This window comes from Nocardiopsis algeriensis (assembly GCF_014203695.1).
GTDB classification, from domain to species: Bacteria; Actinomycetota; Actinomycetes; order Streptosporangiales; family Streptosporangiaceae; genus Nocardiopsis; species Nocardiopsis algeriensis.
In genome coordinates this window covers 260,289-273,796 of the sequence record NZ_JACHJO010000002.1, presented here as the reverse complement: position 1 = coordinate 273,796, position 13,508 = coordinate 260,289, and the positions used below count along the sequence as shown (strand labels likewise).

Here is a 13,508-nt window from a genome sequence, read left to right as displayed (position 1 = left end):
GTACGGACAGGAAGCCCAGCAGCAGTACGGGCAGGAGGCCCAGCAGCAGGCCTACCCGGGCTACGACGCCTCCCAGTACGGGCAGCAGGCCTACGGCCAGCAGTACGGCTACGACGCCTCCCAGTACGGGCAGCAGGCGTACGGCACCGGGGCCCAGCAGGCCTACGGCCAGCAGTACGGGCAGGAGGCCCAGCAGCAGGCCTACGGCCAGTCCTACGACCCCGCCTCGTACGCACCCCAGGGCGGGCAGCCCGCCGGCACCGGCGAGCAGGCCGCCCAGGACGCCATCCAGTACGGCTGGCACCAGGGGCAGCAGGGGCAGGAGGGACAGCAGCAGGCCGGAGTTGATCCTTTCTTTAACTCGGGCGAGCAGAACGGTACTCAATCGGCCGACCAGAGCGGCGGATCCTACGGAAGCCAGTACGGCACGGGCACCGGATACGGCACCGACCAGCAGGGTCAGGGCGGTACCGGCGGCCAGCAGGGCTGGTACGGAGGAGACGACAAGCGCTGACCCGCTGCCGGGCTCCGTGCCCCTGCCGCCTTGGAAGGTCGTGAATTGCGTGGTAAACCGCAGATCGGACACGTGCGGACCGCCGTTGGCAGTTCGTTACGTGATATTCAGTGGATTACCGTGCAGGGCGCTTGACGAGTTGCAACGCGTCCACGTGTAATTTCAAGGTGGGATTCCCCCCGGCCCGGGGGAAGAAAAGGGCCGGGGACATCTATGGGGGGCAATAGGAGGTGCGCATGAGCGAGGTCATCCCGCTGGCGCACGGCTCGGATGAAGATCTGGGCTGGCAGGAGCGTGCCCTGTGCGCGCAGACCGACCCGGAGGCGTTCTTCCCCGAGAAGGGCGGATCGACCCGGGAGGCGAAGAAGGTCTGCCAGTCGTGCGAGGTACGCGCGGAGTGCCTGGAATACGCGCTCGAACACGACGAGCGGTTCGGTATCTGGGGAGGACTCTCCGAGCGCGAGCGCCGAAGGCTGAAGAAAGCTGTCGGAGGAGATTTCGATTTCCTCGCGGACGTGCTGTAGAGATCGGCGCATGCGACGCGCGCCCGGGCAGGTGCCCGGGCGCGCGTCTTTGTGTATCCCCCGAAACCCGCATCATCGGTGGGAATGTCCGATATGACGGAGGTGCCTGTTTTCGGGGTGAAGGGACACGTCATGACGTGCGGGTGGCGTAGGGTGATGTACCGCACGCCGCCCCGCGCTCCCCCGACACGCGTGGCCCGCGACCCCCCGAAGGGCCCCCCTTCCCCGCCCTCCTGAGAAAGCCCACCGCAGCCGTGCCCGATCTCGACCCAGCCCGACACGTCGTCACCGCGGTCGTCGTGTCCCACGACGGAGCCCGCTGGCTGCCCGAGACGCTGTCGGCGCTCCGCACCCAGAGCCACCCCGTGCAGCGCGTCGTGGCGGCCGACACCGGAAGCACCGACGGCAGCGCGGACATCCTCGACGAGCACCTCCCCCGGGGGGCGGTCGTCGGCCTGCCCGCCCGTACGGGCTACGGGGACGCCGTCCGCGCGGCCCTGTCCCTGGACCGCTCCACCGCTCCGGTGAAGGGGTGCGACGAGGACGCCACCGAGTGGATCTGGCTCATCCACGACGACCTCACCCCGGACCGGGAGGCACTTGCCCATCTGCTGGCGGCCGCGGACCGCGATCCGCACGCCGCGGTCCTCGGCCCCAAGCTCCGCGACTGGTTCGACCGCCGCCTCCTCGTCGAGGTCGGCGTCACCATCGACGGCGCCGGCCGCAGGGAGACGGGGCTGGAGCAGCGTGAGTTCGACCACGGCCAGCACGACGGCACCCGGCAGGTGCTCGCCGTCTCCAGCGCGGGCATGCTCGTCCGCCGCGACGTGTGGGAGAGGCTGGGCGGGTTCGACCGCTCGCTGCCGCTGTTCCGCGACGACATCGACTTCTGCTGGCGCGTGGGCGGCGCCGGGTTGCGGGTCCTGGTCGTCACCGAGGCGGTCGCCTACCACGCCGAGGCCTCCGCCCGCAGAAGACGCCCCATCACCGCGGCCCGCAACCACCCGCGCAGGGTCGACCGCCGCCACGCGGTCTTCGTGCTGCTCGCCAACCTGCCCCTCGGCGGCATGGTCGCCGCGCTGGTACGCAACTCCGTCGCCTCGCTGCTGCGCGTGGCCATGTACCTGCTCATCAAGCAGCCGGCCAACGCACTGGACGAGGCCGCCGCGATCACCCTCGTGTATCTGCGGCCCGACAAGCTCGTGCGGGCCCGCTTCCGGCGGCGTCGCGACCGCCGGCGCACCTACAGTGCCATCCGCCCGTTCCTGGCGCGAGGGGTGGCCGCCCGCCAGTTCGCCGACGCCTTCGCCGGTGTGCTCTCGGGCGAGCCGGTCCTCAACACCCCGGGGCGCCACCAGGCGGTGACGGCACCGCCCGTCGCCGAGGACGACGAGGCGCCCACCGACAGCGGCGGCTTCCTGCGCCGGGCGGTCCTCCGGCCGGGGCCGCTCCTGGTCCTCGGACTGGCCGCGGTCACCGTCGCTGCCGAGCGCTCCCTGCTCCTGGGCGACCTCCTCGCGGGCGGGGCGCTGCCGCCGGTCACGGGCAGCGCCCGCGACATGTGGGCGCTGTACCTGTCCGGCAGCCCCGACAGCGGTGCGGGTTCGGGCGGGGCGCTGCCGCCCTACGTCGGACTGCTCGCCCTGCTGTCCACCCTCACCCTGGGCAAACCCTGGATCGCGGTCTCCCTCCTCCTGCTCGGCAGCGTGCCGCTGGCCGGGCTGACCTCCTACCTGCTCGCCCGCGAGGTGCTGGGCTACCGCCCCGCACGGCTGTGGATGTCCGCGACCTATGCCCTGCTGCCGGTGGCCACGGGCGCGATCGCCCAAGGGCGCTTCGGCACCGCCCTGGTCCATGTCCTGATGCCGGTCCTGGCGCTGCTGCTGGTCCGCGTGGTGTCGATGCCGCCCAAGCAGTCCCGCCGGGCGGCCTGGGGCCTGGGCCTGGTGCTGGCCGCGGCCACCGCCTTCGTGCCGATGACGTGGCTGCTGGCGCTGGCGGCAGGGGGACTGGTCACCGTGGTCTTCGGCCACGTGGGCCGCCGCCTCTACGTCAGCGTCGCGATCGGACTGGGCCTGCCCGCCCTCCTGCTCATGCCGTGGACGCCGGAACTGGTGCTGCACCCCTCGCTGTGGCTGCTGGAGGCGGGGGTGAGCCCTCCGGGCGAGGCGGCCTCCCCGGGAGAGCTGCTCATGCTCTCGCCCGGCGGGCCCGGTACCCCGCCCTTCTGGGTCACCGCGGGCTTCGTCGCGGCGGCGCTGTGCTCGCTCCTGCTCCTGAAGCACCGACTGCTGGTCGCCGCGGGCTGGGGCCTGGCCCTGTTCGGCGTGCTCGTGGCGGTCCTGGTCGGCAGGATCGTCGTCGAGCCGTACTTCGGCGGGCCCCCCGCCCAGGTCTGGCCGGGGGTGCCGCTCACCTTCGCGGCCACGGCCGTGCTGCTCTCGTCGGCGACCGCGGTCCGCTCCTTCCGGAACATGCTGGACACGGGAGGTCCGCGGCGCGCCTTCGCGATCGCCGTGGCCCTGCTGGCCCTGGCCACACCCCTCTCGGCCGCCGCCGCGTGGATCTGGGAGGGCGCCGACGGGCCGGTCACCTCCCGCGCGGTCCCGGTCGTCCCGGGGGCCCTGGCGAGTGCGAGCGGGGACGGCACCGCGCCGCGCACCCTCGTCGTCACACCGGCGGGGGACGGCGGTGTCGACTACCTGGTGGTGCGCGGGAGGGAGCCCCGGCTCGGCGAGGAACGCGTCCGTCCCGACGAGGACACCGGGGCCCGACTCGACCGCGCCGCCGCGGAACTCGCCGCGGGGCAGGGCGGCAGTCAGCTGAGGGTGCTGGCCGACCTCGGTGTCCGGTACGTCCTCTACCCGCGGCCCGAGCTGACCGGGACGGTCGACTCCACCATGGTCGACACCCTGGACGGAACACCGGGTCTGCTCCGGCAGTCGCTCTCCCAGCGGTACGGGCTGTGGCGCCTGGAGGAACCGGCGGGGAGGCTGCGGACCGTCTCCGAGGACGGAGGCACCGAGGAGCTCCTCCGGGTCGAGGGCCCCGGGGACGACTTCACCGCGCACCTCGGGGAGGGCGCCCCCGGCCGCACCCTGGCCCTGGCGGAGGCCGCCGACGGCGGCTGGAGGGCCACCCTGGACGGTGCCGAGCTCACCCCGGTCGAGACCGCCGGCGGAACACAGGCGTGGGAGCTGCCGACCGGGGGCGGGAAACTGCACGTCCGGCACACCGACCACGTGCACAGCGCCTGGATGCTCACCCAGGGGCTCCTGCTCCTGGTCGTCTCGGTCCTGGCCGCACCCGGGGTGCGGACCGAGGAGGAGGACCGGCTGATCGAGTCCACGCCGGTGCCGCGGCCGATGCCCTTCGAGGCGCGGCCCTCCCGGCGCAGCCGGCGCGGAGGCCGGAGGGCGGGACGGCGCCGGGCCGACATCCGCAGGGAGGACGACGGGGAAGTGGCGGGGACCGAGCGGGAGGAGAGACCGTGCGTCTGATCGCGGAGAACAGGTTCGCACTGCTCGGACTGGTGGCGACGGCCCTGGCGGCGCTGTTCGGCATCGCCCTGGCCACCGGCCCGGTCACCGCCGAGCTGGGTGTCACCGGGCCCGAGACGGTGCGCCCCGAACTCGCCCTGAGGGTGTGCCCCGCGCCGCACGCGGCCTCGGACGCCCGGAGCTCCGTCGCGGCCTTCGCCCCCCGGGTGAGCCGTGACGACGGAGGCGGCCTGTGGGCCGTGCCGGTCCCACGGGCGCCGGAAGAGGACGGCGGGGAAGACGAGGGCTCCGCGACGGCGGGTGGACGCCTCGGTGAGGTGCTGACCGAGCCGGGCAGCGTGTGGAAGCTCGACACCGGAGAGGAGCGGCAGCCCGTCGCCGTCCACGCCGAGCAGGCGCTCGCCCCGGGGCTCGACGCCACACAGATCACCCTGGCCGACGGTGCCGCCACCGAGGTGCGCTGCGTGGAACCGTCCGTCAGCACCTGGTTCGCGCTCCCGGGCGTGGGCGACTCCGAGGGCGTGCGGCTGGAGTCGGTCACCGCCCACCTGGCCAACCCCGAGCGCTCCCACGCCACGGTCAGCGTCGACGTCTACACCAGCGGCGGGCCGTCCCGCTCCGCCGAGAGCCGGGGTATCTCCCTCGGCCCGGGGGAGTCGACGGAACTGGACCTCACCGAGCCGGCCGGGAGCATCGGCGGAATCGGTGTCCAGGTGCGCACGAGCAGCGGCCGGGTCGCGGTGTCGGTGCTCGCCGAGCACGTCTCGGGCTCTGCCGACTGGGTGCCGCCGACCGCGGCCCCTGCCACGGAACACGTGGTGGCGGGTGTTCCCGGCGGCGCGGGCCGCCGCCACCTCGTCGTGTCGGCCCCCGGCCAGGAGCCCGCCCGGGTGCGGGTCCACGTGCTCTCCTCCGCGGAGGACGGCGGAGGGGGCACCCCGGGGCGGAGCGCCGACGACCCCCTGGTTCTCGACGTGCCCCCGGCGGCCTCCGCGTGGCTCACGCTGGAGAGCGCCCTGGGCGGGGAACCGGGAACCGTGCTGCTGGAGGCGGACGTTCCCGTGATCGCCGGCGTGGCGGTGGAAGCCGCCGACGGGGAGCGGAAGGTGGTCGAGACCGCCTACACCTCGGTGGTGCCGCCGCTGTCGTTCCCGCTGGACACCATGGCGGTACTGCCCGACGTCCCCGTGGACGCGGACACGGAGCTCGTTCTGGGCGCCCCCCGGGACGACGTCTCGCTCATGGCCACCCCGATCGGGCCCGACGGCACCCAGGGAGACGCGGTGCGCACGGTGGTGGAAGCCGGGACGACGACCGTGTTCGGCGGGGAGGAGGCGTGGAGCACTCCCGACGGAGTCGACCCCGAGGACGGCCACGCCCTCCGCCTGGAGGTCCTGGAGGGCTCGGGTCCGCTGCACGCCGCCCGCGTGCTGAGGTCGGGAGAGGGGCTGAGTGTGCTGCCCGTGCGTCCCGCGCCCGTGGAGATCGCGCTGCCCGACGTCCGCCACACGATGGTCGGCGTGGTCCCCTGATCCGCGGGGCGGTCAGTTCTCGGGGTCGACCGACTCCGGTTCCACGCCGAGCAGGTTGGCGACCTCCTCGACGACCGTCTCGTGCACGAGGAGTGCCATCTCCTCGGGGTCCTTGGTCCGTATCTCCAGCGGACGCCTGTACACCACGATGCGTGCCTTGCCGGAGGGCTCGGTCTCCAGGCGGGAGAACGGGATCGCCTCGGCGGGGGAGCCGCGCGGCGGGGCGGGCGGGACGTCCTCCACGAGGAAGTCGACGTTGGCCAGCTCCCGCGCCCACAGGCGCTCCAGGCGTTCGACCGCGTCCAGGACGAGGTCGTCGAACGCCTGCGCCCGGGTGCGGAAGACAGGCAGGTCGGAAGGCACGAGCGGACCGCGGATGCCTCGGCCGCGGCGGTCCCGGCGTCGCACTCGGTCTGGTTGGCCACTGAAGGGGCGCACTCGTCGCACACTTCGAGACTAAGCCATCACAGCCGTCTCGCGTAGTCCCCGGTGCGGAAGACCCCGATGGCCCCCGCGGGCCCCGGACGAAAGGCCCCGCCGACCTTCGCGCGGTGCCGTACCGGGGCGGAGAGGGACCCGGTCGCGGTGGAACTGACCAGCTCATGGAACGATGCTGGCGTGTCCCTCGGTAAAGGCATACAGTCGAACGCTGTGAGCCCTGTTCGACGCTGCTCGAGAACCGCCTGCCGGCAACCCGCCGTCTTCACGCTCACGTACGTCTACGCCGACTCGACGGCCGTCCTCGGCCCGCTCGCCGCCTACGTGGAACCGCACTGCTACGACCTGTGCGCCATGCACGCCGACCGGCTGACCGCCCCGCGCGGCTGGGAGGTCGTGCGGCTCCCCGTCGAGACCGCGGGCGGAGGTCCGGGAAGTGACGACCTGGAGGCCCTCGCGGACGCCGTACGTGAGGCGGCGCGGCCACCCGTGCGCCCGTCCGACGACACCGCCGGTGAGGGTGCCGAGACCTTGCGCCGCGGCCACCTCCGCGTGGTCAGGTCCGATCCCGGCCGCCCGGACCCCCGACCCTAGATCCCGATCCGGGTGCGCGGCCGTCCCCGGCGGAGCGGTGACCAAGGTCTCGCGTCCCCGCGAGAAGCCGGAAGGGCCCCTTGCTAGGTTTGTAGCGCGCGCGGCCACCGCGCGCGGGACGAACGTTGGAGCAGGACCTACCGGGCCGGAGACGACGTGGCAGACCTGGCAAGCATCTTCAAGGCATACGATGTACGCGGTGTGATTCCGGACACCTTGAACGCGGATGTGGCACGGGCGATCGGGGCGGCCTTCGCCCGGGTCGTCGGCGGGCCGGCCGTCGTGGTCGCCCACGACATGCGCCCCTCCTCGCCGGAGCTGGCCGCCGCCTTCGCCGAGGGCGTCACCTCCCAGGGCATCGACGTGGTGTCGGCCGGCCTCGGCTCCACCGACCTCCTCTACTACGGCTCGGGCCACCTCGGCCTGCCCGGCGCGATGTTCACCGCCAGCCACAACCCCGCCCAGTACAACGGCATCAAGATGTGCCGTGCCGGTGCCGCGCCCATCAGCGGCGACACCGGACTGGAGGAGATCCGGCGCCTGGCGGAGGAGGGCGTACCCGCCCACGACGGCCCGGCGGGCACCGTCACCGAACAGGACCTGCTCCCCGGGTACGCCGCGTACCTGCGCGAGCTCGTCGACCTCTCCGGGATCCGGCCGCTGAAGGTCGTCGTCGACGCGGGTAACGGCATGGGCGGCCACACCGTCCCGGCCGTCCTCCAGAAGGGGCTGCCGCTGGAGGTCGTCCCCCTCTACTTCGAGCTGGACGGAACCTTCCCCAACCACCCCGCCAACCCCCTCGACCCGGACAACCTGGTCGACCTCCAGGCCAAGGTGCGCGAGACCGGCGCCGACATCGGCCTGGCCTTCGACGGGGACGCCGACCGCTGCTTCGTCATCGACGAGCGCGGAGAGGCCGTGCCGCCCTCCGCCATCACCGCCCTGGTCGCGGTGCAGGAGCTGGCACGCGAGCCCGGCGGGACCGTCATCCACAACCTCATCACCTCCCAGGCGGTCCCCGAGATCGTGCGCGAGCACGGCGGCAAGCCCGTCCGCACCCGGGTCGGCCACTCCTTCATCAAGGCGACCATGGCCGAGACCGGGGCCGTCTTCGGAGGGGAGCACTCCGCGCACTACTACTTCCGCGACTTCTGGCGGGCCGACACCGGCATGCTCGCCGCGATGCACGTCCTGCGTGTGCTGGGCACCGACGAGCGGACGCTGTCGCAGATCACCGAGGAGTACTCGCGCTACGCCTCCTCCGGCGAGATCAACTCCGAGGTCGCCGACGCCCCCGGTCGGATGGCCGCCGTACGCGAGTCCTTCGCCGGGCGGGACGGCGCCACCGTGGAGGAGCTCGACGGGCTGACCGTCACCCTTTCCGACGGCTCCTGGTTCAACCTGCGCGCCTCCAACACCGAGCCCCTGCTGCGGCTCAACGTCGAGGCCGCCGACGACGACGCCGTCGCGTCCCTGCGCGACGAGGTCCTGGCGATCGTCCGGGCCTGACCGGGCATCATGGAGGGGCGGGCGGCCGCGGTGCGCCGCGGGCCCGCCCCCACCACCACAGGAGGAACGAGGACCGATGAGTACGAAGATCGACGGCTGGCTCCTGGAGATCCTGGCCTGCCCGCAGAGCCAGGCCCCGCTGCGCCACGACCCCGAGACCGACGAACTGGTCTGCGACGAGAGCGGCCTGGCCTACCCGATCCGGGACGGGATCCCGGTCCTGCTGGTCGACGAGGCGCGCAGGATCGGCTGAGGGGGGACGGAAGGCGCGGGGTGCGGCGGACGGATCGCCGTACACCCCCGCAAGCCGTACCCTGTTCGTGCCGCCCCGCTCACCCCCGACCTCCCGGAGGACACAGATGCCCGGTCCCGAAACGCTACAGCCGAGTGATCCCACGGCGTTCGGCTCCTACAGCGTGACCGGACGGCTGGGCAAGGGCGGGCAGGGCATCGTCTACCTGGCCGAGGACCCCGCCGGGGAGCAGGTCGCGGTCAAGGTCCTCAACGACCAGTGGTCCCGCGACAGCGATCTGCGCAAACGCTTCGAGAAGGAGGTCCGCGCCGCCCAGAAGGTGGCCTCCTTCTGCACCGCGGCGATCATCGACGCCCGCCTCGACGGTGATCCGCCCTACGTCGTCAGCGAGTTCGTGGAGGGCAAGGACCTCCAGGAGACCGTCGCCAAGGGCGCCCCCCTGCGCGGTTCCTCGCTCCAGCGGCTGGCGGTCTCCACCGCCACCGCGCTGGTGGCCATCCACAAGGCGGGCATCGTCCACCGCGACTTCAAGCCCGGCAACGTGCTGCTGGGCCCCGACGGCCCGCGCGTGATCGACTTCGGCATCGCCCGCGTCGACGACGGCACCGCGACCATGACCAACTCGATCGTGGGCACGCCCTCCTACATGGCGCCCGAGCAGATCGAGGGCCGCGGCATCACCGACAAGTGCGACATCTTCGCCTGGGGCTGCGTCATCGCGTTCGCCTCGACCGGCCGGGCGCCCTTCGGCTCCGACACGGTCCCGGCGGTCGTGCACCGCGTCGTCAGCGCGCCGCCGGACCTGGACGGGGTCGACGAGGCGATGCGGCCGATCGTCGAGTCGTGCCTGGACAAGAACCCCGACAACCGGCCCTCGGCGCAGAAGCTCCTCATGCGCCTGCTCGGCCACGACGACGGCGGTGGCGAGGCCCCTTCCACCGACGACGCCGTCCGCCAGGGGGAGAAGATCGCCCAGACCGGACTCTTCACCGGCGGCCAGCAGTCGTTCCGCCCGCCGTACGGCACCGGTCCCTCCACGGGGGGCAACCCGCCGATGATCTCCGACCCCAGGCCGGGAGCCATGGGCATGCCGGGACATCCGGGGATCTCGGACCCGCGCCCCGGTTTCGTCCACCCCGGGGCCTCCGACCCGCGCCCGAGGCCCGGCTACCCGGGCGCACCGCAGCCGGGCACGGGCGTGCCCGCCCGCCCCCACTACCCGCAGCAGCCGCACCCGGGCGCCATGAACCCCAACCAGACCTACGCCAGGCCGGGCATGACCGGTCCGCCGCAGCAGGACGGGGACTCGATCCTCCAGCAGGGCTGGGTGGTCCCGGCGGTGCTGATCACCATCGTGATCCTGCTACTGGTCCTGGTGCTCATCGCGGTCAGCACCTGACCCGGCGGGGGTCAGACCTGCGTCAGTTCGCTCATGGCGCGGGAGACCGCCTCGTCGACCAGGTCGCGGATCTGCGGCCAGCGCTCGTCGGCGGAGTCGGTCGGCATGGCCGTCACCCCCTCCGCCCCGGACACGTCCGGGATGTCGCGGGCCCCCTCGGGTGTGGTCAGACAGGCGTCGGCGGTGACCGCCAGGACACCGGTGCGCGGTCGGCCGATCTCCTGGACGACCACGGTCAGCGCCAACGAGGCATCGCCCACGGACAGCTCCAGGACGTTCCACCAGTGCGCGGCGCCCGGCGTGAGCAGGGTCCGGGCGGCGGACAGGGCGTCCGCCCTGTCCGGGCCGGGGGAGTCGGAACCTCCGGAGCGCACCGAGGTGCGGGTCTGCGGATCCAGCGCCCGCAGGATCAGCGCGACCGCCTCGCTCCGGGAGCGCAGGTGCTCCGCGAGGCGGCGCCGGATCACCGCGGCCAGAGGCGGCACCGGAGCCCCGGAGGAAGGGGCGTCCCCGGGCGCCCAGCTCAACTCCTCGCGCATCGTCCAGGTCACCATGTGCGCGAAGCGGGACACCGTTCCGGCGAAGCCCTCCACCGGACCGCGCCCGGTGAACGACGGCGGGCGGCAGGGAAGCAGCGGAGGCAGGCCCGCACGCCGCAGCACCAGGGAGGCCAGCACCCACGGGAGCAGCCACTCCCCGTCCCCGGCCCCCTCGATCTCCTCCAGGGCGGCCTCGGCCTCGGCGTACACGTGCGCGGCGCGCACCACCGGATGCACGGGCAGGGCCGCGGCCTCGGCCAGGGCCCCGGCACGGCCCTCGTCCAGTCGGTGCTCGGGGGAGCGGTAGGGTCCGGCCCCGGGCAGCGCGCGGACGTGTTCGGCCAGTTCGGCCACGACCCCGGCGGTGACCGGCGTCGCCGCCGCCTCCTTCGCGGTCGCGGACAGCAGGAGGTCGGCCAGCTCGGGGCCGCCGCCCAGTTCGCGGACGCGGCGCCGGACCAGGTCCCGCCGTGCCGCCTCGTGCTCCTCCCGTGGCCGGCCCTGCCGGTGCTGCGTCCAGATCTCCCGCAGCCGGTCGACGTCGGTGAGCTCTTCGCGTACGCGCTCCGGAAGCCGCTCCGGGTCCGCGCCGCGGCGTAGGGTATCCACCTTGTCTCCGTAGCCGCCCGGCGCTCCGCCAAAACATGGGGGAGGGGCACACGGCGTGGCCGCTACCGGCCATCACCGGGGGCGTACCCTCCGTGCCGTTTCAGGGGCGGCCGAGCAGGCGCATGGCCTTCTGCTTCTCGTAGTCGAGGGCGCGCGCGGGGGCGGGTGCGAGCCGGCCCAGCCGCTCGCCGTGGGCGCGGACCCGGGCCAGGACCTCGGGCTCGGAGAGCACGCGCAGCGCGAACGCCAGCGCGGTCGGCGGGATGTCGAACTCCTGCTCCAGCTCCAGGCCGGTCTCGATGGTGCGCAGGTCCTCCTCGGTGAACCGGCGGTGCCGGTGCCCGCGGCCGGTGGGCGGCTCCTGGGTGCGGGGCAGGAGCCCGAGCCCCTCCCGGTAGCGCAGCATCCGCGGTGTGATGCCCGTCCGCTCGGCCGCCGCGGAGATGGGCACGGGACCGCTGCGCGGGGCGGAGTCGTCGAGGGCCATGGGACCGAGCCTAGCCGAGACCGGCGCCGGGAACCCCTCGATCTGACAATGAAGCGTCAGATTCGGCCTGGTGGGAGGCTTTCGCACCTAGAATCGGGGGAGCCACGACCATCACGAGTGAGGAACGCATGGCTTTCGACTTCAAGGTCGCCGACCTGTCCCTGGCCGACTTCGGACGCGACGAGATCCGGCTCGCCGAGCACGAGATGCCCGGCCTCATGGCCACCCGCGCCGAGTACGGGGACAGCAAGCCGCTCAAGGGCGCCCGCATCATGGGTTCCCTGCACATGACCGTCCAGACCGCGGTCCTCATCGAGACCCTGGTGGCCCTGGGCGCCGAGGTCCGCTGGGTGAGCTGCAACATCTTCTCCACCCAGGACCACGCCGCGGCCGCGGTCGTCGTCGGTCCCGACGGCACCCCCGACGACCCCAAGGGCGTCCCGGTCTTCGCCTGGAAGGGCGAGACCCTGGAGGAGTACTGGTGGTGCACCGAGCAGGCGCTCACCTGGCCCGGTGACGAGGGCCCCAACATGATCCTGGACGACGGCGGCGACGCCACCATGCTGGTCCACAAGGGCGCCGAGTACGAGAAGGCCGGCGCCGTCCCGGACCCCTCCACCGCCGACAGCGAGGAGTTCGCGGTCGTCCTGAGGCTGCTCGCCGAGAGTCTCCGGAAGGACCCGGGCAAGTGGACGGCCATCGCCAAGCGCATCAAGGGCGTCACGGAGGAGACCACGACCGGTGTCCTCCGCCTGTACGAGATGCAGCGCAACGGTGTCCTGGCGTTCCCGGCGATCAACGTCAACGACTCGGTCACCAAGAGCAAGTTCGACAACAAGTACGGCATCCGCCACTCGCTGCCGGACGGCATCATGCGCGCCACCGACGTGCTCATCGGCGGCAAGGTCGCCGTGGTGTGCGGTTACGGGGACGTCGGCAAGGGCGCGGCCGAGGCGCTGCGCGGCCAGGGCGCCCGCGTGATCGTCACCGAGATCGACCCGATCAACGCGCTCCAGGCCGCCATGGACGGCTACCAGGTCACCACCCTGGACGACGTGGTCGAGACCGGTGACATCTTCATCACCACCACCGGCAACTTCAACGTCATCATGGCCGACCACATGGCCCGGATGAAGCACCAGGCCATCGTCGGCAACGTCGGCCACTTCGACAACGAGATCGACATGGCCGGCCTGGCCAAGGTCGAGGGCATCGTCAAGAAGGAGATCAAGCCGCAGGTCCACGAGTGGACCTTCGCCGACGGCCACTCCGTCCTCGTGCTGTCCGAGGGCCGCCTGCTCAACCTGGGCAACGCCACCGGGCACCCGAGCTTCGTGATGTCCAACAGCTTCACCAACCAGGTCATCGGGCAGATCGAGCTGTTCACCAAGACCGACGAGTACCCGGTGGGCGTGTACACGCTGCCGAAGATCCTCGACGAGAAGGTCGCCCGCCTCCACCTGGACGCGCTCGGCGTCAAGCTGACCGAGCTCACCAAGGAGCAGGCCGCCTACATCGGCGTCGACGTGGCGGGCCCCTACAAGGCCGACCACTACCGCTACTGATCGGTGCGGACATCCGGCCCCTCCGGACGCCGCGGGCGCCCGGAG

The 13,508-nt window shown here is 72.7% G+C and carries 11 protein-coding genes and 1 pseudogene; 9 read left to right on the top strand and 3 right to left on the bottom strand.

Annotated features, from left to right (window positions below; all coding sequences use genetic code 11):
• The 4 genes and pseudogenes from FHS13_RS03495 to FHS13_RS03480 all read left to right on the top strand — a co-directional run.
• Positions 1-514: pseudogene (locus FHS13_RS03495) on the top strand (hypothetical protein); the annotation flags it as partial.
• 236 nt (positions 515-750) lie between these two features.
• Positions 751-1,038 carry a WhiB family transcriptional regulator gene (locus FHS13_RS03490; protein WP_184287374.1) on the top strand — a complete coding sequence of 96 codons (288 nt, stop codon included), beginning with the start codon at positions 751-753 and terminating at the stop codon, positions 1,036-1,038.
• Between the two features lie 254 nt (positions 1,039-1,292).
• Positions 1,293-4,538 carry a glycosyltransferase gene (locus FHS13_RS03485; RefSeq protein ID WP_184287371.1) on the top strand — a complete coding sequence of 1,082 codons (3,246 nt, stop codon included), beginning with the start codon at positions 1,293-1,295 and terminating at the stop codon, positions 4,536-4,538.
• Entirely contained in the window at positions 4,529-6,070 is a 1,542-nt protein-coding gene (locus FHS13_RS03480; protein WP_184287368.1) for a DUF5719 family protein, read from the top strand. Before FHS13_RS03485 ends, FHS13_RS03480 begins: the two co-directional genes overlap by 10 nt.
• Before the next feature lie 12 nt (positions 6,071-6,082).
• On the opposite strand, the gene FHS13_RS03475 is transcribed toward FHS13_RS03480, so the two are convergent.
• Complete coding sequence (locus FHS13_RS03475; protein ID WP_420221130.1) at positions 6,083-6,433, bottom strand: metallopeptidase family protein; 351 nt, start codon at positions 6,431-6,433, stop codon at positions 6,083-6,085.
• 288 nt (positions 6,434-6,721) lie between these two features.
• Between FHS13_RS03475 and FHS13_RS03470 the strand changes: the two genes are divergently transcribed.
• The 4 genes from FHS13_RS03470 to FHS13_RS03455 all read left to right on the top strand — a co-directional run bounded on the left by FHS13_RS03470 (position 6,722) and on the right by FHS13_RS03455 (position 10,263).
• Positions 6,722-7,102 (top strand): DUF3499 family protein, encoded by a 381-nt coding sequence (locus FHS13_RS03470; protein ID WP_184287362.1) that lies wholly within the window; start codon positions 6,722-6,724, stop codon positions 7,100-7,102.
• Positions 7,103-7,258: 156 nt separating this feature from the next.
• The gene (locus FHS13_RS03465) at positions 7,259-8,611 is read left to right on the top strand and encodes a phosphomannomutase/phosphoglucomutase (protein ID WP_184287359.1); all 1,353 of its coding nucleotides are present in this window, start codon (positions 7,259-7,261) and stop codon (positions 8,609-8,611) included.
• A gap of 76 nt (positions 8,612-8,687) precedes the next feature.
• Entirely contained in the window at positions 8,688-8,864 is a 177-nt protein-coding gene (locus FHS13_RS03460; protein WP_184287356.1) for a Trm112 family protein, read from the top strand.
• Between the two features lie 106 nt (positions 8,865-8,970).
• Positions 8,971-10,263 carry a protein kinase domain-containing protein gene (locus FHS13_RS03455; RefSeq protein WP_184287353.1) on the top strand — a complete coding sequence of 431 codons (1,293 nt, stop codon included), beginning with the start codon at positions 8,971-8,973 and terminating at the stop codon, positions 10,261-10,263.
• A gap of 11 nt (positions 10,264-10,274) precedes the next feature.
• Here the strand turns inward: FHS13_RS03455 and FHS13_RS03450 are convergent, their stop codons facing one another.
• Both FHS13_RS03450 and FHS13_RS03445 read right to left on the bottom strand, forming a co-directional pair.
• Positions 10,275-11,411 (bottom strand): hypothetical protein, encoded by a 1,137-nt coding sequence (locus tag FHS13_RS03450; protein WP_184287350.1) that lies wholly within the window; start codon positions 11,409-11,411, stop codon positions 10,275-10,277.
• 100 nt (positions 11,412-11,511) lie between these two features.
• Positions 11,512-11,898, bottom strand: coding sequence for a MerR family transcriptional regulator (locus FHS13_RS03445; protein WP_184287348.1), 387 nt, complete (start codon positions 11,896-11,898; stop codon positions 11,512-11,514).
• A gap of 128 nt (positions 11,899-12,026) precedes the next feature.
• On the opposite strand from FHS13_RS03445, the gene ahcY reads away from it, so the two are divergent.
• Entirely contained in the window at positions 12,027-13,463 is a 1,437-nt protein-coding gene (gene ahcY, locus FHS13_RS03440; RefSeq protein ID WP_184287345.1) for an adenosylhomocysteinase, read from the top strand.
• Positions 13,464-13,508: the final 45 nt, after the last annotated feature.